The sequence below is a fragment of the Parafrankia sp. EAN1pec genome, from assembly GCF_000018005.1.
GTDB lineage: Bacteria > Actinomycetota > Actinomycetes > Frankiales > Frankiaceae > Parafrankia > Parafrankia soli.
This window is the reverse complement of record NC_009921.1, coordinates 5,555,935-5,576,848: the sequence shown is the minus strand read 5'-3', so window position 1 is coordinate 5,576,848 and position 20,914 is coordinate 5,555,935. Positions and strand designations below refer to the sequence as shown.

The 20,914-nt window shown below is 71.6% G+C and carries 14 protein-coding genes and 1 pseudogene; 3 read left to right on the top strand and 12 right to left on the bottom strand.

The features are described from left to right. Nucleotides 1-15 precede the first annotated feature (15 nt). Nucleotides 16-2,505 (top strand): glycoside hydrolase family 78 protein, encoded by a 2,490-nt coding sequence (locus FRANEAN1_RS22745; RefSeq protein ID WP_020462158.1) that lies wholly within the window; start codon nucleotides 16-18, stop codon nucleotides 2,503-2,505. Nucleotides 2,506-2,524: 19 nt separating this feature from the next. Here FRANEAN1_RS22745 and FRANEAN1_RS22740 read toward each other — a convergent pair whose 3' ends face one another. The 4 genes from FRANEAN1_RS22740 to xylA form a co-directional block, all read right to left on the bottom strand. After that, nucleotides 2,525-4,306: an ABC transporter ATP-binding protein gene (locus FRANEAN1_RS22740; RefSeq protein ID WP_020462157.1), complete on the bottom strand. Its 1,782-nt coding sequence runs from the start codon at nucleotides 4,304-4,306 to the stop codon at nucleotides 2,525-2,527. Nucleotides 4,307-4,327: 21 nt separating this feature from the next. Continuing rightward, entirely contained in the window at nucleotides 4,328-5,569 is a 1,242-nt protein-coding gene (locus FRANEAN1_RS22735; RefSeq protein WP_020462156.1) for a phytanoyl-CoA dioxygenase family protein, read from the bottom strand. A gap of 308 nt (nucleotides 5,570-5,877) precedes the next feature. After that, the gene (locus tag FRANEAN1_RS22730) at nucleotides 5,878-7,395 is read right to left on the bottom strand and encodes an FGGY family carbohydrate kinase (RefSeq protein ID WP_020462155.1); all 1,518 of its coding nucleotides are present in this window, start codon (nucleotides 7,393-7,395) and stop codon (nucleotides 5,878-5,880) included. Nucleotides 7,396-7,409: 14 nt separating this feature from the next. Further along, complete coding sequence (xylA, locus tag FRANEAN1_RS22725) at nucleotides 7,410-8,627, bottom strand: xylose isomerase (RefSeq protein ID WP_020462154.1); 1,218 nt, start codon at nucleotides 8,625-8,627, stop codon at nucleotides 7,410-7,412. A gap of 67 nt (nucleotides 8,628-8,694) precedes the next feature. On the opposite strand from xylA, the gene FRANEAN1_RS22720 reads away from it, so the two are divergent. Next, complete coding sequence (locus FRANEAN1_RS22720; protein WP_020462153.1) at nucleotides 8,695-9,924, top strand: ROK family protein; 1,230 nt, start codon at nucleotides 8,695-8,697, stop codon at nucleotides 9,922-9,924. Nucleotides 9,925-10,057: 133 nt separating this feature from the next. On the opposite strand, the pseudogene FRANEAN1_RS39470 reads toward FRANEAN1_RS22720, so the two are convergent. The 5 genes and pseudogenes from FRANEAN1_RS39470 to FRANEAN1_RS22695 form a co-directional block, all read right to left on the bottom strand. Further along, nucleotides 10,058-10,695, bottom strand: a pseudogene (locus FRANEAN1_RS39470) (ABC transporter substrate-binding protein). An 83-nt stretch (nucleotides 10,696-10,778) separates the two neighbouring features. Next, nucleotides 10,779-13,160 carry a glycoside hydrolase family 3 N-terminal domain-containing protein gene (locus tag FRANEAN1_RS22710; protein ID WP_020462152.1) on the bottom strand — a complete coding sequence of 794 codons (2,382 nt, stop codon included), beginning with the start codon at nucleotides 13,158-13,160 and terminating at the stop codon, nucleotides 10,779-10,781. Further along, nucleotides 13,157-14,215, bottom strand: a complete 1,059-nt coding sequence (locus tag FRANEAN1_RS22705; RefSeq protein WP_020462151.1) for a Gfo/Idh/MocA family oxidoreductase — start codon at nucleotides 14,213-14,215, stop codon at nucleotides 13,157-13,159. The genes FRANEAN1_RS22710 and FRANEAN1_RS22705 overlap by 4 nt, the downstream gene beginning before the upstream one ends. A 14-nt stretch (nucleotides 14,216-14,229) precedes the next feature. After that, nucleotides 14,230-15,471: a glycoside hydrolase family 1 protein gene (locus FRANEAN1_RS22700; RefSeq protein WP_020462150.1), complete on the bottom strand. Its 1,242-nt coding sequence runs from the start codon at nucleotides 15,469-15,471 to the stop codon at nucleotides 14,230-14,232. 50 nt (nucleotides 15,472-15,521) lie between these two features. Further along, entirely contained in the window at nucleotides 15,522-17,489 is a 1,968-nt protein-coding gene (locus FRANEAN1_RS22695; RefSeq protein ID WP_020462149.1) for a glycoside hydrolase family 2, read from the bottom strand. A 342-nt stretch (nucleotides 17,490-17,831) separates the two neighbouring features. Between FRANEAN1_RS22695 and FRANEAN1_RS22690 the strand changes: the two genes are divergently transcribed. Then, nucleotides 17,832-18,281: a hypothetical protein gene (locus FRANEAN1_RS22690; protein WP_157472762.1), complete on the top strand. Its 450-nt coding sequence runs from the start codon at nucleotides 17,832-17,834 to the stop codon at nucleotides 18,279-18,281. A 196-nt stretch (nucleotides 18,282-18,477) separates the two neighbouring features. Here the strand turns inward: FRANEAN1_RS22690 and FRANEAN1_RS22685 are convergent, their stop codons facing one another. The 3 genes from FRANEAN1_RS22685 to FRANEAN1_RS41450 form a co-directional block, all read right to left on the bottom strand. Further along, a complete protein-coding gene (locus FRANEAN1_RS22685; RefSeq protein WP_020462147.1) occupies nucleotides 18,478-19,788 on the bottom strand; it encodes a cation:proton antiporter in 1,311 nt (436 codons plus the stop codon). 15 nt (nucleotides 19,789-19,803) lie between these two features. Beyond that, a complete protein-coding gene (locus FRANEAN1_RS22680) occupies nucleotides 19,804-20,286 on the bottom strand; it encodes a cation:proton antiporter regulatory subunit (protein ID WP_020462146.1) in 483 nt (160 codons plus the stop codon). A gap of 241 nt (nucleotides 20,287-20,527) precedes the next feature. Beyond that, nucleotides 20,528-20,908: a hypothetical protein gene (locus tag FRANEAN1_RS41450; RefSeq protein ID WP_157472761.1), complete on the bottom strand. Its 381-nt coding sequence runs from the start codon at nucleotides 20,906-20,908 to the stop codon at nucleotides 20,528-20,530. Nucleotides 20,909-20,914: the final 6 nt, after the last annotated feature.

Sequence of the window (20,914 nt, the reverse complement as noted above, 5' to 3'; positions counted from 1 at the left end):
CGAGATCGAGGTCCCATGCCCCCTCGCTGGAACGCCGCGTTCATCGCCGCCCCGTCCGATCCGGCCGGGCGCGGTCCCGCCCCGGCGCCGTACCTGCGCCGCGAGTTCACCGTGGGCAATGGCCTGCGCTCCGCCACCCTGCACGTCACCGCGGTGGGCCTGATCGAGGCTCACCTGAACGGGGCCCCGGTGGGCGACGAGGTCCTCGCCCCGGGCTGGACGTCCTACCGGCATCGCCTGGTCGTGAGCAGTCACGACGTCACCGGCCTGCTGGTGGAGGGCGCCAACGCCCTCGGCGCCGTCCTCGGTGAGGGCTGGGCGGTGGGCAGGCTCACCTGGGAGAAGGACAAGCGGGCCGTCTGGGCGGACCACCCGGCCGGCTTCCTGCAGCTCGACCTCGACTACGGCGACCGGGTGGACGTGATCAGAAGCGGTGCCGACTGGCGGGCGGGCACCGGGGCGACCCTGACGGACAGCATCTACGACGGCGAGACCCATGACGCGCGCCTGGAGCCGGCGGGCTGGGCAGAGCCCGGCTTCGACGACGAGCACTGGTCGCCAGTGGAGGTCGTCGCACGCGATCTGACCACGCTGATCGCGCCGAGCGCGCCGCCGATCCGACGGGTGCAGGAGCTGCCCGCCGTCGACATCCTGACGACGCCGGCGGGCCGGACGGTCGTCGACTTCGGGCAGAACCTGTCGGGCTGGGTCCGCCTGACCGTCCGCGGGGAGGCCGGCACCACGATCGTCCTGCGGCACACCGAGACGTTGATCGACGGCGAGGCGGACTTCCGGCCCAACCGGACGGCGCTGGCGACCGACTGCTACGTCCTGCGGGGCGGTGATCCGGAGACGTGGGAGCCTCGGTTCACCTTTCACGGTTTCCGTTACGTCGAGATGGAGGGGTGGCCCGGCAGCCTCGACGCCGACGCGATGACCGCGGTGGTGGTGCACAGCGACATGCGCCGGACCGGGTGGTTCGAGACGTCCGACGAACTGCTCAACCAGCTGCATCGCAACGTCGTCTGGTCGATGCGCGGCAACTTCGTCGGCGTGCCCACCGACTGCCCGCAGCGCGACGAGCGGCTCGGCTGGACCGGCGACATCAACGCCTTCGGCCCCACCGCCGCCTTCCTCTACGACGTGCGCGGCGTGCTGGGCTCGTGGCTCACCGACCTCGCCGTCGAGCAGCGCGCGCAGGGGCACGTGCCGCTGGTCGTCCCGGACGTGGGGGGCATGCCGATCACGGCGCCCACCGCGCTGTGGGGAGACGTCGCGGTCAGCCTGCCCTGGACGCTCTACCAGGAGTACGGCGACCGGGAGCTGCTCGCCGACCAGTACGAGTCCATGACGGCCTTCATCGACAGCGTGGAGGGCCTGCTGGACGAGCGGGGGCTGTGGAACTCCGGTTTCCAGTTCGGTGACTGGCTCGATCCGGACGCGCCGCCGAAGAACCCGGCCGGCGGCAGGACGGACGCCTACCTGGTCGCCAGCGCCTTCTTCTGCCACACGACCCGCCAGCTGGCGCAGGCCGCCGAGGTCCTGGGCCACACCGGCGACGCCGCCCGGTACACGGCCCTGCACCAGCGTGTCCGCGCCGCCTTCCGCGACGAGTGGGTCACCCCGTCCGGCCTGGTCGCGAACGACACGGCGACCGCCTACGCCCTGGCCATCTGCTTCGACATCCTCGACCCGGCCCAGCAGGCGCGCGCCGGGCGCCGGCTCGCCGACCTGGTCAGCAAGGCCGACCACAGGATCAGCACGGGCTTCGCCGGCACGCCGCTGGTCGCACACGCGCTGAGCCGCACCGACCAGCTCGACACCGCCTACCGGTTGTTGCTGCAGACCGAGTGCCCGTCGTTCCTCTACCCGGTGACGCGGGGCGCGACGACGATCTGGGAGCGGTGGGACGCGATCCGGCCCGACGGATCACTGCACGACACCGGCATGACCTCGCTCAACCACTACGCCCTGGGCGCCATCGCGGACTGGCTGCACCGCGTCGTCGGCGGCCTCGAACCCGTCGAGCCCGGCTACCGGCGGATGCGGATCGCGCCGCGGCCCGGCGGCGGCCTCACCCACGCCACGCTCACCCACGACACCCCGCACGGGAGGGTCCGTGTCGCCTGGCGCCGGCAGCCCGACAGCCGGATCACCGTCGAGGTCGACGTCCCGCCGGGCACGGCCGCCGACGTCGTCCTGCCGGGCCACCCCGACAGGCTGAGCGTCCCCGTCGGGCCGGGCAGCCACCGCTGGGAGTACGACGTCCCGACGCCGGACCGGCCCGATTACAGCCTCGACACCCCACTCAGGCAGGTCTTTCGAGATTCGGCGCTGTGGGCCGAGCTCCAGTCCGTCCTTCGCCGGCACCTGCCCCAGTTCGCGGACGCCGACAGCGGGACGGAACCATCCCTGCCGAGCCTGCGCGCCCTGCTGGGGTACTTCCCGGCGCAGGCCCCGGCTCTGGAGGCCGACCTGGTCGCCGTGCTTGGGACGCGAACCTAGGAATCGTCGTCGCCGGGACTCAGGCCACCGACTGCTCGCGGCAGTACGAGCGGTACGTCGCCGAGGACTGGAGCAGTGAGGAGTGCGTGCCGGCGTCAGCGACCCGGCCGCGCTCCATCACGACGATCTGGTCGCAGTGGCGGACGGTGGCGATCCGGTGGGCGATGATCAGGGACGTCCGCCCGGACAGGAGCCGGTCCAGGGCGTCGAGCACGAGCCGTTCGCTGCCGGCGTCGAGCGCGCTGGTCGCCTCGTCGAGCACGACGATGGGGGGATCCTTCAGCATCACCCGGGCGATGGCGAGGCGCTGGCGCTGCCCCCCGGAGAGCATGGCGCCGCGTTCGCCGAGCTCCGTGTGAATGCCCTCCTCCCAGGCGCGGACGAACTCCCACGCGTTCGCCGCCCGCAGCGCCGCCTCGATGTCCTGGTCGGTGGCGGTCGGCTGGGCGAGCCGCAGATTGCGTGCCAGTGAGCCGCTGATCAGTACCGACTCCTGGAAGACCACCCCCACCGCCGCACGCACCGAGGCCTGCGTGACCGCACGGAGGTCCTGGCCGTCGATCGTCACCCGGCCCGCGGCCGGGTCGAACAGCCGGAGCAGCAGCTGCGCGACGGTGGACTTGCCGGCGCCGGAGGAGCCGACGAGCGCGACGCTGCGCCCCGGGGCGATCGTCAGGTCGAAGCCGTCGAGCACCAGGTGCGACCGCCGTCCGGGGTAGGCGAACGAGACCCGCTCGAAGACGATGCCGCCGCGGGCGACAACCAGCGCCGGGGCCCGCGGGAGATCACTCACCGCGGGTCGCTCCTCGAACAGCTTCGCGGCGCGTTCGCTCGCGGCCAGGCCGGCCAGCACCTCGGGGAGGCTGGTCATGACGACGGTGAGCGAGCTCGACCCGCGCAGCCAGAAGCCCCAGACGGCGACGACGTCGCCGATGGACAGCGTCCCCGACGCGGCCCGCCACGCGCCGACGAACAGGAGCAGGAACGGGGCGACGAACGAGAGGTGGAAGCCGAGCGGGTCGGCGTAGCGGTGCTGGAGCCGCGCCAGGGCCTCGGACCCGGCCCGCACCCGGTCGGTACCGCCCCGGACCTGGCGCAGGGCATCGTCCTCCGCGTTGAACGCCTTGAGAAGGGTGTTCACGCCGAGCATCTCGGCGAGGGTTCCGGAGGTGCGGCCGAGCTCGTCGCGGATGTCGCGGCTGTGGCGGCGAAGCCGTGGGAGCACCAGCAGCGTCCACCCGACGGCCACCGCGAGCAGGGCGAGCGAGATCAGGGCCATCCAGGCGTCGACCCAGGCGACGAGGCCCACCGAGATGAGCAGGACCGCCAGCGCCCACCACACCGACAGGCCCTGCCAGACCGTCACCTCGAGGCGTTCGATGTCCTGGTTGATCGCGGCGGCGACATCGCCGACCCGCGACCGGTGGAAGAAGTCCATCGACAGTCGTTGGACGTGCTCGTACAGGGCCCGTCGCAGGTTGTTCGCCCATCGCGTCGCACCCCGACGGCACCAGGTGTGGGCGAAGTAGGCCGCCACGAGGAACGTCGCGGAGACGGCGACCGCGGCGACCACGGGCCCCTGCCAGCCGTCGTGCAGGAACCGGTGCGGGTCCTGCTGGATGCGGTCCAGCACGACCCGGAACACCGCGGGCGTGAGACTCTGCGCGACCGCGTCGACGAGGATGAGCGCGTAGCCGCCGACGAGCAGCCGTCGGCCGTCGCCGGCGTGGCCGAGCAGCGTGCGCAGGGCGTGCGCTCTGCCCCCCGCAGACCCGCGGTTCTGCGCGGGCCTACCCGTCATGGGGATGTCCGTCGCCTGACATCACGTTCGGGTCGCCTCGTCGAGGAGGATCTGGGAGATCCGCTCGCGCAGCGCCGCCAGGGCGTGGCCGCCGCTGTCGCTGGTGGTGTCGCCGTTAACGTCGTCCGTGCGCGGAGCGAGGGAGAACCCGGTGTAGAGGACGCGCCTCTCCTCGACGAGGGGCGGAGTCGACTCGTGCAGGGTGCAGGTCAGGTGCACCGTGACGTCGCCCGGCTCGGTCGGCACGGCGACGACAGGCAGGTACGGTCGCGACTTGGCGATCTCCACCGGCATCAGCACGCGGTGGGATCCGGCGATGACGCGGAGTTGGCCGTTGGTCTCGCCGCTGCCGGTGACCGCGATCCCGACGACCAGGTTCGAGCAGTTGTAGGCGTGGCGGCCGAAGTGGCAGTCGCGGTGGAAGCTCACGTCGGACGCGCCGACCGTGACGCCGACCGGCTTGACGAGCGCTTCCGGACCACGGCCGTCCAGCGCGGGACGTTCGAGCGGGTCGCCGCCGGCCAGCACACCGCGTAGCCGGTCCCAGCGTTCGCCGCGCAGGATCGCCGAGGTCGCGGGGGAGCGGGCGATGAACTCCTGCAGCCGCACACAGCGGCGGCTGCCGTCCTCGACGGTCGCCCACCAGGAACGGCCGTCACCCTCGCGGTAGTCGGGGAGCGCCCGGTCGATATCGGAGGAGACCTCGGTCATGTCCGCCGGATCCAGCCAGCCGCGCAGGTGGAGGTAGCCGGCCTCGCGCAGGAAATGCGCGACGTCCCTCGGATCGTCGGCCGGGGTGAAGACGCGCCCGAGGCCGACCGGGGCTCCGTGACGATCGACGAACTCGATCGTGTCGTCCACGACCGGCCAGCCCTCCAGCAGCGTCAGCCAGAGCGAGTCCCACGCGGAGACGTCCACCTCGGACCCGTCGCGGTAGCGCAGCTCGCGCGCGATCAGCAGCGCGTTGAAAGATCGCTGGTTCTGCGCCCAGTCGGAGCACTCGGCCTCGCTGAGCGTCACGACGAGCGCGCCCTCGACGGTGCCGCGGGACGCGGTCAGGGTGGTGCCGTCGCTCACGAACGACCAGCAGGACGCACCGACCTCGATGGAGAGCGGCGGTGCCTGTAAGAAGGCGATCCCCCGCGCGACGAGAGGGCCGTGGCGCGCGACGAGTCCCGGGAACTCCCGCGCGAGAAAGCCCTCCATGTCGACGTGGCGCAGATCGGCATCGCGACGTGTCCGGCGATCCAGAGCGATGGGCATGACGATTCTCCCGTCGGATTGTGCCGCCGGCGAGCATCCTGCTGATCCTGTGTTCGGGCCGATTCGTGCCACGGAGAAGCCGGGACACTTCCAGGATGGTCGAGAATCAACGTCGTCGGGAAACGGCCGGCGGCAACCCGGAATCCGCGTCCACCACTGATCGGCGCGGCTCGGTGACACGGCTCGACAATCGGCATGTCTGCGGGACTGAACCCTGGCCTGTGCACCCACCGCGGAACGTGTAGAAGCCTAAGGCATAGTTACTAGTGCGCGCAAGTGGCGAACTGGACGCAGGCTACCCGCGCCGGCTACCCACGCTGGCTCTTGATCGTGGCGGCGACGGTAGCCGCCACCTCCCGGTACCGGTCGAGGACGGAGGGGAGCGGTTCGGCCGTGCGGGTGACGGCGTCGGGGCGGTGCCAGGACGGCGGTGCGGCGCCGTCCGAGCGGGCCAGGACCGCCGAGGCCTGCCGTCCGGCGCCGTCGGCGACGTACTCGCCGGGCGCGGGCACGGCGACGGGCACCCCGAGGATCGCGGGCGCGATCTCCTGGACGGCGCGGGACCGGGCGCCGCCGCCGACGAGGGACACCCGGTCGATGCGCACGCCCTGGGCGCGCAGGGCGTCGAGGCAGCCCGCCAGAAGGCAGAGCACGCCCTCCACGGCGGCGCGGGCGAGGTTGGCCGGCGTCATCGACGCCGGCGTGAGGCCGTGCAGGGAACCGGTGGCGGTGGGCAGGTTCGGGGTGCGCTCGCCCTCGAGGTAGGGCACGAACACCAGGCCCGCGGCGCCCGGCCGGGCACTGAGGGCGAGCCGGCTGAGCTCGTCGTGGCCGACGCCGAGCAGGGTTCCCGTCGCGTCGAGGACACGGCTGGCGTTCAGGGTGCAGGCGAGCGGCAGGTGGTGGCCGGTCGCGTCGGCGAAGCCGGCGACCGCGCCGGTGGCGTCCCGGGTGGCGGCGGTGGCGACCGCGGCGACGACACCGGAGGTCCCCAGGGACATCAGAGCCTCGCCCGGCCGCAGGCCCAACCCGAGCGCCGCCCCGGCGTTGTCGCCGCATCCCGGCCCCAGCAGCAGGTGGCCCCAGCCGGCGGAGGTGTCGCCCCGTCCCGCGATCTCCTCGGGGCCGGCGACGGTCGGGAGCACGATCCGTTCGGCGTCGCCGGGCTCGCGGCGCAGCGCCAGGGCCAGCAGGTCCCGCCGGTAGGTGCCGCTGGCGGCGTCGAAGTAGCCGGTGCCGGAGGCGTCGGAGCGGTCGGTCCGCAGGGTGTGCAACGACCGGGCGCCGGACAGGCGCCAGGTGAGCCAGTCGTGGGGCAGCGCGACCGCGGCGATCCGGGCCGCGGCGTCGGGCTCGTGGTCGGCGAGCCAGCGCAGCTTGGTGACGGTGAACGAGGCGACCGGGACCAGGCCGACCGCGGCCGCCCACCGCTCGGCTCGCCGCCCGCCGCCGTGCTCAGCGCCCAGTTCAGCGCCCTGCTTGGCTCCCTGCACGGCCTCGCCGTCGCCGAGCTCGGCGACGAGGTCGTCCGCCGCCTGGGCGGACCGGGTGTCGTTCCACAGCAGCGCGGGCCGGATGACCCGCCCGTCGCGGTCCAGCGCGATCATCCCGTGCTGCTGGGCGGCGACCGAGACGGCTGCGACATCGCCGAGGCCGCCGGCCCGTTCGACCGCGGTGAGCAGGGCCGTCCACCAGTGCTCGGGATCGATCTCCGTCCCGGGGGGATGGGGCGCCGTCCCCTGGCGGACGAGAGCGCCGGAGTCGGCGTCCCGGATGACCACCTTGCACGACTGGGTGGACGAGTCGATCCCCGCGACGAGCGCCATGACGGCGGGCCGGCTCAGCCGGCGGAACGGGCGGCTGCCGAGCCCGGGGCGGGCGAGCCGACGAGATGCTCGATCGCCAGTTGCTGGAGCCGCACGAAACCGAAGTCCCGCTCGGCCGCCTTGGCCGGGTCGAAGCCGTCGTCCGAGGCCAGGAGATCGGCCGCGGTCTCGCCGGGGGCGAGGGTGGGCTTGGCCAGCTCGAACACGCCGGCGTAGGCCATCGCCTCCTGGACGAGGGGATCGGCGCGGAACGCCGCCACCTTCTCGGCGAGCAGCAGGTAGGTCGACATGCACGCCCGCGCCGACTCCCAGACCCCGGCCATGCCCTCCGTCCGCGACGGCTTGTAGTCGAAGTGGCGGGGACCGGTGTACCGGGGGCCGTCCGGGTAGCCCGGGAAGCCGTTCTCGAGCAGGTCGACGGTGAAGAACGCCGAGACGAGATCGCCGTGCCCGAAGACCAGGTCCTGGTCGTACTTCAGGCCCCGCTGCCCGTTGAGGTCGATGTGGAACAGCTTCCCGCTCCACAGTGCCTGGCCGAGCGCGTGGGTGTAGTTGAGGTTGGCCATCTGCTCGTGCCCGGTCTCCGGGTTGACCCCGACGATGTCGCCGTTCTCCAGCTCGGCGATCAGCGCCAGCGCATGCCCGACGGTGGGCAGGAGGATGTCGCCGCGCGGCTCGTTCGGCTTGGGTTCGAGCGCGATCCGCAGGTCGTAGCCCTGGCTTTTGATGTAGCCGGCGACGGTGTCCAGGCCCTCCCGGTAGCGCTCCAGCGCGGCGAAGACGTCCTTCGACCCGTCGTACTCGCTGCCCTCCCGGCCGCCCCACATCACGAACGTGGTCGCGCCGAGCTGCGCCGCGAGATCCACCGCGCGCAGCACCTTGCGCAGGCCGAACCGGCGCACGCCGCGGTCGTTCGAGGTCAGGCCGCCGTCCTTGAAGACGGGATGGGTGAAGGTGTTCGTGGTCACCATCTCGATGACCAGGCCGGAGGCGTCGGTGGCCTCCTTGAGCCGGCGGGACGCCCGCGCGGCGGCGGCGTCATCGGCGTCGAAGGGGAAGACGTCGTTGTCGTGCAGGGTGATGCCCCAGGCGCCTATCTCGGCCAGCCGGTCGGCGTACTCCCACGGGTCGAGGGCCGTCCGGGTCGGCAGGCCGAACGGGTCGGTGCCGGTCCAGCCGACCGTCCACAGGCCGAAGGAGAACTTGTCCTCGGGAGTGGGCTGTCGTGGCATCGCTGCTCCGATCCGCGTCTTTAGTATTTCGATAAAACATAATCCTGGGTCGCGGTAGCGTCAACGTGTGCCCTTGGAGCTGTCCGGACCGCGACCGACGAGCGGGGCCCGGCAGGCGACCCTGCGTGAGAGCAACCTCGCCCTGGTCGCCCGCACCGTCGCCGCCGCGGCGCCGGCGTACCTTTCGCGGGCGGACGTCGCCGGAGCGACCTCGATGACCCGGGCCACCGCGTCGCGCCTCGTCGACGAGCTCGTCGCCGGCGGTGTCGTGGACGAGCTGGGCCCGGACGAGCTGGACCGGCCCGCGCCCCGCCGCGGCCGGCCAGGGACGCCGCTGGCCCCGGGCTCGCGGATCGCGGCGCTGGGGCTCCAGATCGACGCCGGATTCCTGGCGGCCAGAGTGATCAACCTGCGCGGCCAGGTGCTCGCCGAGTGGGTCGAGAGCGGGGATCTCACCGCGAGCCCGCCGGAGGTGGTGCTGCGTCGCCTCGACGCCGCGAGCGGCGACGTCCTGTCCCGGCTGCCCACCGGATCCCGCCTCGTCGGAGCCCGGCTCGCCCTGCCCGGCATCGTCGCCGTGGGGGAGGGGCTGCTGCTGCGGGCACCGACCCTCGGCTGGTCGGACCTCCGGTTGGTCGACGTGCTGGGCGTGGGGACGCTCGCCGGCCTGCCGTTGACGATCGGCAACGAAGCTGACCTGGCCGCGCGGGCGGTCGCCGAGAGCGCGCCGGGACGGTCCGGCCCGCTGCCGGATTTCATCTACCTGTCGGGCGGGATCGGCATCGGCGGCGCCGTGGTCCGGGGCGGTCAGGTCATCACCGGCCCGCACGGCTGGGCCGGCGAGATCGGGCACGTCTGCGTCGACCCCAACGGCCCGAGCTGCCCGTGCGGGTCGACCGGCTGCCTGGAGCGTTACGCCGGGCGGCACACGCTGCTCGCCGCCGTCGGGCTGGGCGCGACCGCGCCGCCCGACCGCCTGTTCGAGCGGGTGGCGGCCGGCGATCAGGACGCGTGCCAGGCCGTCGGTGTGGCGGCATGGGCCCTCAGCATCGCGATGGCCAGCGTCATCAACATGTTCGACGTTCCCACCGTTGTCCTCGGGGGCTATCTGGGCCAGATCGCCGGCCTGCTGCGCCCGGACCTGGACCCGGCGCTGCGGGCCCGCGTGCTGTCGGCCCGCTGGGTCGCGCCGACGATCGTCGCGGCCGAGCCCGGCTCCGCCCCCGGCGCCACCGGCGCGGCCTTCGCTGAGCTGGCGGCGGTGATCGCCGATCCGGCGCGCTGGACGGTCCGGTAGGCGTCGCGCCACCGCTCGCCGCACTCCGCGAGCGGGCCGGAAGGAGCTGGAGATCCCAGACACCATCCAGGACGAGACGATCAGCGTGCGGAACGGCGTGCCTCGGACTTCCGGGCCATGAGCGTGAGCCGGGTCAGCCGGTGGCGCCGTCGGCGCAGAGCTCCTCCTGGGTGACGTCGAACGTGGCGCCCGTGGGGCCGACCTGGACAAAGGCGTGGCAGGCGATCGGCTTGCCGGCGTTGTCCCGCAGGTCGACGGGTGCGATGAGGCCACCGGCGTCGTAGTCGGGGACGGCGCGCAGGGCTTTGACGAACCCCTCGCGGGTGGGGCAGGGGCCGGCCAGGTCGAGTCCGCGCAGGAACATGTCGGCCGAGATGTAGGTGAACATCGCGAACTGCTGTTCCGGGTTCACGGTCTCCGGCGCGTAGCGGGTCATCGCGGCGCGGTAGCGCTCGACCGCGGGCCCGCCGGCTTCGAAGGGCGGAAGAACACCGGGAGCGAGACGCCGGCGAGGGCCGGGCCGGAGGTGGCCAGCAGGTTGCGGTCGTAGCCGGAGAGCGCGACGCTGACGGCCAAACGCAGGCCGTTGCGGCGCGTCGCCTGGACGATGTCGGCGAAGTCGTTCGCCGCGGTGATGCCGAGCAGGCTGTCGGCACCGGACTCGGCGATCTGGCGGGCTGTCCGGTCGGGGCTGTCGCTGGGGGCGGAGTAGGGAATCACCGCGACGGCGGTGAGCCCCGCCGCCTGCAGGTGCTGTGAGTAGGTCGCCACGATGTCGGAGCTGAAGGTCGACTGCCCCGAGGTCACCAGGGCGACCTTGGTCGGGATACGGGAAGGGGATCCGGCGTGCGCCGTCAGGCGCGGCGGGCGGACAGCGGGACGGTCCGCGAGCAGCGGACGTCGTCACTGCTGAGCGCGGCCAGCACGGTGACGTCGCCGGCCTCGAGGCCACGGGTGCCGTCGGCCATGGTGTAGAACAGCCGTTCGGTCGGGGCTTCGAGGAGAACGCGCCGGGTCTCTCCCGCGGCCAGGGCCAGGCGGGTGAATCCGAGGAGCTGGCGGACGGGGCGGACGATCGTCGCGGCTTCGTCCCGTGCGTAGAGCTGTACGACGGTCTCGCCGTCGACGGTGCCGGTGTTCGACACGATGAGCCGCGCCCGCAGCAGCCCGTCGATCTCCTCGACCGCCGGTTCGGCCGACTCGTCGAGGGCGATGTCGAAGGTGCTGTAGGACAGGCCGTGCCCGAAGGCGTAGAGCGGGGCGTCGTCGTCGAGGTCGTTGTAGCCGTGCCGGGTGCCGGTGGGGTGGTCGTAGCCGCTGCCGAAGTGGTGCCCGTGATAGATCGGGACCTGGCCCAGGTGCCGGGGGAAGGTGCTTGGGAGCTTCCCGCTCGGGTTGATCGTCCCGAAGACGGCCCCGGCGATCGCCGGGCCGGCTTCTTCTCCCAGCAGTGGCGCGAGAAGGACCGCGCGCGAGGCCCGAGCCACGCTGTCGAGGAGGAGGGGACGTCCGGAGACCATCACGGTCACCAGGGGCCTGCCGGTCGCGGCGAGCAGAGCGACGAGCTCGTCCTGGTCGCCGGGCAGGTCGGGGGACGCGGTGGACTGGCCTTCGCCGGCGGTGTTGTTCCCGACCCATCCGGTCCGCTCGCCGACGACGGCGATGACGAGGTCGGCGTCGGTGACGGCCGCCGTCACCGTCGCCTGGTCCAGCGCGGGCCCGGGGCCGGCCTCGAACCGGCCGAGCGGAACGAACCCGACGGTCGGATCGAAGCCCCGCAGCGCGTCGAGCACGGTGGGCGCGTCGGGGTGGATCCGCCGGGCCTCTGCCTCGAACCGCTCGTCGAACCCGGGCATCCGGGGCTGGAAGATGTCGGTGAACACGAAGGTGGCCGGATCGACTCCGGGCACCTGCCCCGTCATCACCGCCATCATCCCCAGCGGCATCTCGGCGTTGGAGACGGAGGTGTAGGCGCCGAAGTGGATCCGCAGCTCGTCGGCGGCCGGGCCCACGACGACGATGCGTCCACTCCGGGGCGCCAGGGGCAGGGTGCCGTCGTTGGCGAGCAGGACCAGGCCGCGGGCGGCGACGGCGCGGCGCACCTCGGCCGCCTCGGCCCGGTCCGGGGGCGCCGCGGCGGACGCGGCGCGTGGCGCCGCCATCCCCGGGATGAGCCCGACGCGGGCCTTGACGGTGAGGACCCGGGCGACCGCCGTGTCGAGGACGTGTTCGTCGAGACGGCCACCGGTGACCTCGTCGGCCAGGTGGGAGAAGTTCACGTCGCTGGGGAGCTCGACGTCCAGGCCGGCGCTGATCGCCTGGACGGCGGCCTGCCCTGCCGAGGATGCGGTGTGGTAGATCGTCCGCAGCATGTCCACGGCGCTGTAGTCGCTGACCACGATGCCGTCGAAGCCGAGCTGGCCGCGGAGCAGGTCGGTGAGCAGCCAGCGGTCGGCGGCGCAGGGCACGCCGTCGAGCTCGTTGTACGAGTTCATGACGGCGACCAGGCCGGCCTCGGCGATGGCCCGGCGGAAGGGCTCGGCGTACTCGTCGACCAGGGCGCGGCGTCCCAGCTGGGTGACCGCCTGGTTGAGGCCGCCTTCGGAGGCGCCGTACCCGGCGAAGTGCTTCCCGGTCGCGAGCAGGCCGGAGTCGTCCTCGGAACCCTGGATGCCCCGGACGAACGCGACCGAGAACTGGGCGGCGAGCTCGGGGTCCTCACCGTACGTCTCGTGCACCCGGCCCCACCGTGGGTCCCGCGCCAGGTCCATGACCGGGGAGAACGCGAGGTGGATGCCGGTCTGGCGCATGTGGGCGGCGCTCACGGCCGCCGCGCGGGTCACCAGCGCGGGGTCCCAGGTCGCCGCCTGCGCCCAGGCGGTCGGGAACTGCGAACCCGAGACGTGCAGGAAGCCGTTGACGGCCTCGTTGTGCGCGAGGGCCCCGATGCCGAAGGGGGCGACCTCACGCACCGCCGACTGGATCCTGTCGAGCGCGGACCGCAGGCTCGCCGCGTCGTGGCCGAGGAACCAGGACAGGGACAGGTGGCCCGCCCCGTGCGGCCGCAGTGACGGCACCCGGCTCACGTCGATGTCCGGACTGGCCGGGCCCGGTCCCTCGCCGCGGACGATGAGATCGGTGACCGCGAACCCCGTCAGCTGGGCGATCTTCTGCTCCAGCGTCAGCCGGGACACCAGGTCCGGGACCTTGCCGGGGCTCAGGGGGCTGCGGTTCACCGCTGGCTTCCTTCTTCCCTGGTCGGGTAACGCAGGCCGATCTGGGCCCGGGCGGCGTCGAGGGTGCGCATGACCGACACGGTTTCCGCGAGCGGCATGACGTCGCTTTCCAGCTGCCCGGCACGCAGCCGGTCGTGGACGTGGCGGGCCTGGTGGTGCAGCCCCCCACCGGCCCTGTCACCACCAGCCCCGTCGCCGGGGCCGGTTCCGGCGAGGGCGGCGCGGTCGAGCGCGGCGGGCAGGCTCAGGTGCTCGGTGCCGAACGGGCCGCGCACGACCAGGTCGTCCGGGCAGTGCATCATCGCGGGCAGCTCGATGCTGCCGGTGGTGCCGGTGATGCGGCCGGTGCAGGCGAGGCCCGCTCGCAGCGATGCCTTGGCGAGTGCCACCGCGCCCGTGCCGTAGCCCGTCATGACGGCGGTGTGCTCGTCGACGCCGGTCTCGCCGAGCTGGGCGAACGCGGCGACCCGGTCCGGTTCGCCGAGCAGCATGCTGGCCAGCGACAGGGGGTAGACGCCCAGATCGAGCAGGGCGCCGCCGCCCTGGGCGGGGTCGAACAGCCGGTGGGAGGGGTCCATCGGGAGCCGGAAGCCGAAGTCGCCGTCGACGGCGAGGACGGTGCCGATCGTGCCGTCGGCGACCAGCTCCCGGATCCGGACGTAGGCGGGCAGGAAGCGGCTCCACATCGCCTCCATCAGGAACTGCCCGCGTGCGCGGGCGGTGGCCACCATGTCGGCGGCCTGGTCCGCGTCGAGGGCGAACGGCTTCTCGCACAGCACACCCCGCCCGGCGTTCAGGAACAGCAGCGTGTGGCGGTGGTGGTGCGAGTGCGGGGAGGCCACGTAGACGACGTCGACGCCGTCGTCGGCGGCGAGCTCCTCGTACGACCCGTACCTGCGTTGGCGTGGCACCCCGAACTTCTCGCCGAACTCGTCGGCCGTCCGCTGGTGCCGCGAGCCGACGGCCACCAGCCCGGCGTCGGGCAGCCGGCCGAGAGCCTGCGCGAAACCGTTCGCGATGGAGCCGGTGCCCGCGATCGCCCAGCGTAACGACATGAGACGTCCTCGATTCAGGTGAGTCCGCCGGCGCGGGCGACCTTGCCGAGCCAGCGGGCGGAGGGTTTGACGGTGCGGGCGAAGGTGGTGCGGTCGACGGCGACGAGCCCGAAGGTCATCTGGTAGCCGGACGTCCACTCGAAGTTGTCGAGCAGCGTCCAGTGCAGGTACCCGCGGACGTCGACACCGTCGGCGATGGCACCGGCCAGTCCGTCGAGGGCGGCGGTGGTGTAGGCGATCCGGGCGTCGTCGTCGTCGGTGGCCATGCCGTTCTCGGTGACCAGGATCGGCACACCGGCGTGTTCGGCGGCGAGGCGGACGGTGTGGCCCAGCGCCTGCGGGTAGATCTCCCAGCCGGTCTGCGTGGTGGGGGCTCCGGTGGGAACGGGCAGGACACCGTCGGGTCCGACGCGTTCCCGGGTGTAGGTCTGGACGCCGACGAAGTCGTCGTCGCGGGAGACGTCGAGCCAGTCGAGCAGGGCCGCCTGGCGTACCGCCTGCCAGCGTTGCTCACCGCCGTCGGCGGGCTGGAGGTCGATGAGGGCCAGCGTCCAGCCGACGGCGGGGTTCCCCGGGCCGGACTTGATGGCCTCCACGGCCTTGCGGTGCGCGGTCGCCATCACCTCGACGCTCGGGGCGGCCCACGCCGCGCCCGACCGTGCCCCGCCCGCCCCTGCCCCGCCGCCGGGATCCTGGCGTTCGTCGCCGGTCGGCAGGCCGAGGGCCTCGTCGCGGGACGCGGCCGGGATGACACCGAGATGCACCATCAGGGAGATGACGTTCGGCTCGTTGAACGTGCACACCCAGGGCACGAGGTCACCGATGTGCTCGGTCACCCGGCCCGCGTACCGGGCGAACCGGTCCGCCGCCGCCGGGTCGCCCCATCCTCCCGCGTCGGCGAACCACCGCGGTGTCGAGAAGTGGCTGTAGGTCACGACCGGGGTGACGCCGTGCTCGAGGCAGCTGCCGACCATCCGGCGGTAGTGGTCGAGGGCGGCCCGGGAGAAATAGCCCTCCTCCGGTTCGATCCGTGCCCACTCGACCCCGAACCGGTAGGCGTTCAGGCCGAGGCCGGCCAGGGTCGCGATGTCCTCGGGGTACCGGTGGTAGTGGTCGCAGGCGTCTCCCGACGGCTCGGCGAACGTCGAGTTCTCCGCCCATTCGCTGTGCCACATGTCGGAGTTGACGTTGCCGCCCTCCACCTGGTGCGCCGCGGTCGACGCACCCCAGAGGAAGCCTTCGGGGAATGTGCTCATGGTCGTATCAGCCTCCTGGGCCAGGCGCGGTCGTGGGACGGAGACGGCGGTCAGCTCCCGGCGGGGAAGAAGTTCTTCTTCGCGGGATCGAACGTGAACAGGCGCGGGGGGACGGCGCCGTGGGGTGTCTCGCGGCTGTAGGTGGCCTTGTCCCGCAGGGTGGGGACCTGGAAGGAACCGAGAGAGAACGCGGCCTGCTGGAAGGACTGGTAGGTGAGGTCCTTGCCGGCCTTCTCGGCGATCGCCTGGAACAGGGTCAGGTAGCGGCAGGCGGCGCTTTCGGATGTTCCGGGGGTGGGCTGGCCTGAGGGCACGGTCGCCGGGTCGACCAGCTTGCCGGTGAGTGCTGGCAGCGCGGCCTCAAGGGTGGCGATGCACGCGGCGTTGGCCGGCTCGGTGAAGTCGACGACGAGCCCGAGAGCGGCGGCGCCGGCCAGGATGGCCGGTTGGAAGGTGGCCTGGTAGTCGCCGTGGTCGATGTCGACGTACTGCTTGACGACCTCGAGGTCGGGGTAGACGAAACCGATCTCGAGCCGCCAGTTCGTGTCGATGTCGGTGGGATAGGTCTCGGTTCCGACGATCACCCGGTTGGGGAACTGCGCCCCGTCCTGCCCGTACCGTGATTCGAGGTAGTTGTAGCCGGCGACATCGAGGCAGGCTATCGACTCGGCGGTCTTCGAACCGACGACCTCGGAGCTCATGAGGATTGGCATGAACTCACGGAACCGCGTCATGAAGCCGTTGACGTCGAGGCTCTCGCTGTCCTTCTTCCGGGATTCGCCGGCGAAGGAGGCGAGCAGGTCGGGGCCGCCGGCGAGGAGTCCGTTGACGCCGTTCGTGACGAACCTGGTGCTGTCGATCGAGCGGATCGTCTCGGCGAGCCGGCGGCTGATCGCCGCGCCGGCGGCGGTGCCCGTCTCCGGGATCTCGTTCCCGATCGAGTAGAGGATGACACTGGGATGGTTGAAGTCCTTGTCGACCATCGCCCGCACGTCGGACTCCCACCAGGTGGCGAAGTCGAGGGCGTAGTCCTGGCTCACCTTGGAGCGGGTCCACGCGTCGAACAGCTCGTCGATCACGAGAACGCCGAGCTGGTCGCAGGTGTCGAGGAGCGCCTTGCTCATCGGATGGTGGGCGCTGCGGATGGCGTTGAAACCGGCCTGTTTGAGGATCTCGACCCTGCGCTGTTCGGCGCGGTCGATGGTCGCGGCGCCGATCACCCCGTTGTCGTGGTGGATGCAGGCGCCGCGCAGGTTCACCGTCTCGCCGTTGATGCGCAGGCCCCGCAGCGGATCAACGGTGAGCGTACGGATGCCGAAGCGCGTGGTCTCCTGGTCCAGTAGCTCACCGTCCGCCGTGACGCTGGTCCGGCAGAGGTAGAGATAGGGTCGCTCCACCCCCCACAGCTCCGGTCGTGGCACGGGCAGCCGCTGGCGCAGGGTGAGTGTGTCGCCGATGAACGTGGTGACCGGAGCGGTGTCCCCGGCGACGACCGTGCCGTCGTCGTCCACGGCCGGAGTGGTGATCCTCACCCCGTCCAGTGCGAGGTGAACCAGATCGCCGACGATCAGTTTCGTGTTGCGGTAGACGCCGCCACCCGAGTACCAGCGGGTGTCGTTGCCACTGCGCGCCTCCACGACGATCTCGTTGTTGCTGCCGTACTTCAGTAGATGGTCCGTGTGGACGTAGAAATTGGAGTAGCCGTAGGCGCGCTGCGCCGCGAAATCGCCGTTGATGAACACCCGGGCATTCCGGTAGACACCCTCGAACTCAAGGGTTACTCGCCGGTTCCGGTATTCCTCCGGCGCGAAGAACGTCTTTCTGTACTGGTATTCCCCGCTTGGGTAGTAGCCGCGCTGACCCGCTTCGGTATCGGCCCTGTCGCGTTCGAGCCCCACCATCGCGTCGTGGGGCAGCCGGACGTCCTGCCAGGGGGCGTCGGCCCGGCCGAGGATCTCCAGAAACGCGTCGGTCTTCCGGCGGAAGGACCAGCCGTCATTGAAGGATGAACGGATCAACCGAGCTCTCCCTGGCCGCGCAGTCTTGGTTCGTCGTGGATTCGGGCGAATGGCACCTGCCGTGCGGAAGTGGTCGAGGTCGCGAAGATGGTTGCCCCAGGCCACTAGCACGCACTAGCGTCGTGGGTAGACAAGCTAACATCGTGCTGTTAGCGCGCGCAAGTGGGTCAGAGCGAGGGGAGCGGTGGCCTGTGGGCGCCCGAAACTCGTCCGCAGGACCTGACCAGGGCTTCTGTCTCACCCGATGATCGATAGGCCTTCCCCGGAGGCGATCGGACACCTATACCCCTACCGGCTACACGTGCTCTTGACCGGGACATCACCGCGTGGATGATCCTGGCCATGGCGGTTCGGCTGATCTACCTCGTCTTCTGTCGACTGGTCGGCTGGCTGGGGCTGGTGGCCCGCGGTTCGGTGGCGAAAGACGCCGAGATCCTCGTGCTCCGCCACGAACTCGCCGTGCTACGCCGCCAGGTGCCCCGACCCCGGTTCTGCTGGGCGGACCGCGCCATCCTGGCCGGGCTGGCCCGGCTGCTCCCGCGGGCGTCCCGGCCGATCCTGCTGGTCCGCCCGGAAACGATCCTGCGCTGGCACCGCCACCTGGTCCGCCGCCGCTGGACCCGGCCGCACCTGTGGGACTCTGTTGCCCAATTCGGCTACGCGGCGAGGCTGAAGTCGAGTCTTGCGAGGTGGCTGGCCCGAGGCCGGTCGAGTGGTCAACGAATACGAACGAGCCGCCTAAAAGACCAGGTAAACGCCGGTGGCCGAGTTCTGGCACCCCACAGGTCGTAGACGGAAGACCTTCCGAGGCTTACGTGTCGAGGTGGTCTCGGCCGAGGGGATGTGCCGCTCGGCGCCTGGTGCTCGAACTCATCTACACCCACGCCGAGGAGCGGTGCCCAGACTGACCGGCATTTGGTGCTCGTTCTCGGCTTCGTAGCCACTCGCCGTCATCGGTAGGCGTCGTACCCGCTTTGGCTCGTTGGTGTCACGGCGTCGCGGCCGTGTTCTGTGGAGTTTCTGGCTGGGTGTGGTGGGGTCGGGAGCGTGTCGGGGCTGGTGGTGCGGGTGGTGTGGGCCGGTCCCGGTGCTCTGGCTGGGGCGGCAGGCTGTGCGCTGGTGTGGGTCGGCGCCGTTTGATCACTGCTCGGGTGGCGGGTTCGCTGAGGCGGGCTGCGACGGGTCCGATGACGGCCATGAGTAGGACGTAGCTGGCGGCGAGGGGTCCCAGCTGTGGTTCGACGTCGGCGGCGACTGCGAGGCCGGCGATGACGATGGAGAACTCGCCGCGGGCGATGAGGGCTGTGCCCGCGCGGAACCGGCCCATGGTGCCGATCCCGGCTCTGCGCGCCGCCCACCAGCCTGTCGCGGTCTTCGTGAGCACACCTGCGATGGCGAGGAGGAGCGCGGTGAGCAGCGCGGGGGGGATCTGTTCGGGGTCGGTCTGGAGTCCGAAGAACACGAAGAACACCGCGGCGAACAGGTCCCGCAGTGGAGCCAGGACCTCTCGGGCGCCTTCGGCGATGGGACCGGACAGGGCGATGCCCACGAGGAACGCGCCGACCGCGGCTGAGATCTGCAGCTGCTGCGCGACGCCGGCGACGAGGAGCGCGAGGCCGAGGGCACGGAGCAGGATGATCTCGTCGTTGCGGTCGGAGGTGGGGTTGAACACGAGCCGGGTGACCTTGGCGCTGTGTTTCAGGGCCAGGAACAGGACCGTGACCATGGCAGCGAGCGCGAGTGCGAGGGACAGCGACCCCCGTGCGACGGTCTGGCCCGCGAGGAGCGCGGTGAGGATGGGTAGGTAGATCGCCATTGCCAGGTCCTCGATGACGAGCACGGAGAGCACGACGGGGGTTTCGCGGTTCCCGAGCCGGCCGAGGTCGCCGAGGACTTTGGCGATGATTCCCGATGAGGAGATCGCGGTGACGCCGCCGAGCACGACCGCGGCGCGCCAGCCCCAGCCGAGCAGGAACGCCGCGGCGACTCCGGGGGCGGCGTTGAGGGCCAGGTCGAGGCCGCCGGCTGGGGCGTTGCGGCGCAGGCCGGAGAGCAGCTCGTCGGCGGTGTATTCCAGGCCGAGGGTGAGGAGGAGGAGAACGACACCGATCTCGGCGCCGACCTCGATGAACTCCTCGCTTGCCCCGAGGGGGAGCAGCCCTCCGTGTCCGAACGCGAGGCCGCCGAGCAGGTAGAAGGGGATCGGTGAGATACCGAACCGGGTCGCGGCATGCCCGAGCACGCCGAGGGAGAACAGGACCACGCCGAGTTCGAGGAAGATCGAGGTTGAGTTGTGCATAGGGTCGCCGGCCGGTCAGCCGGAACGCAGGAGTTCACCGACGGCCACGGTGTTCTCCGGAGTCCCGACGACGACGACCACGTCCTCGGCCTGGAACCGGAAGTCGGGCCGGGGGGAGGCGAGTACCTGCTGGTCGCGGACCACAGCCACGATCGACGCACCAGTGCGGGTCCGGGCCTGGGTGTCCCCGAGTAGACGCCCCGCGTACGGCGACCCCGGGAGGATCGTGATTTGTTCGCCGACCAGCCCGGCGAAGGCCTGGCTCAGATCAGCGAGCTTTCCGACGATGTGCGGCGCCCCGAGCAGTTCGGACAACACGTCACTCTCCTCGACGGTCAGGGGGATCGACTCGACGCATGTGTCGGGATCGTGTTCGTCGTAGACGACGAGCACGCGGCGCCCGCTGTGGTGGGAGACGACACCGACCCGCCGCCCGGCCCGGGTGGAGAAGTCGTGGCGCAGCCCGATGCCGGGAAGCGCTGTCTCGTCAACCTTCATGATCCATCTACCTCGTTCTCGGGGTCGGGAGCCGCCGGCCGAGGAACGCGCACACAGGGTGGGATCACACGGGGAACCCGTGTCTCACCGTGGAGTTCACGTTCTGATGCCCGTGACAGGCAGGGCAGTCTGAAAAGGCCGCAGCGTCGAGGAATCGAGTCCTGACGCGGCGGTGCGCATGGGAGCGCCGACGATCAAGCCGTGGATGCGGCAGCCTGACGCGCGAGCGGCCTCGCTACTTTCAGTTCGCCGAGCCCGGTGGCCCGCGTGCGCCCGATGCGCCGACCGGGCCGGGCGACCACCGAGGTGACCGCGTATCCCGCGATCCCAGGAAGAATCCCGGAAGGATGAACGGGGCAGGCCCGGCAGCAAGACCGAGATCGTCGGGGCTGACGCGGGGATGCCACCCCGCCCAGTGCGAGCCGCGGCCCAGCGACGCGGAGTCGACCTCGCCGCGGACAGCCTTGGACACGATCGACGCCGTCGCCGGAACGGCTCGGGCGGACCCTTCCGCCCACAGATCCAGCCGGCCCATGCCGCCCACACCGAGCAACCCGGCAAGGACGACAACCATCGCCCCCACCACGCAGGCATGCAGGCGGCGGGTTGTCGGCACAGTCACAGGCTA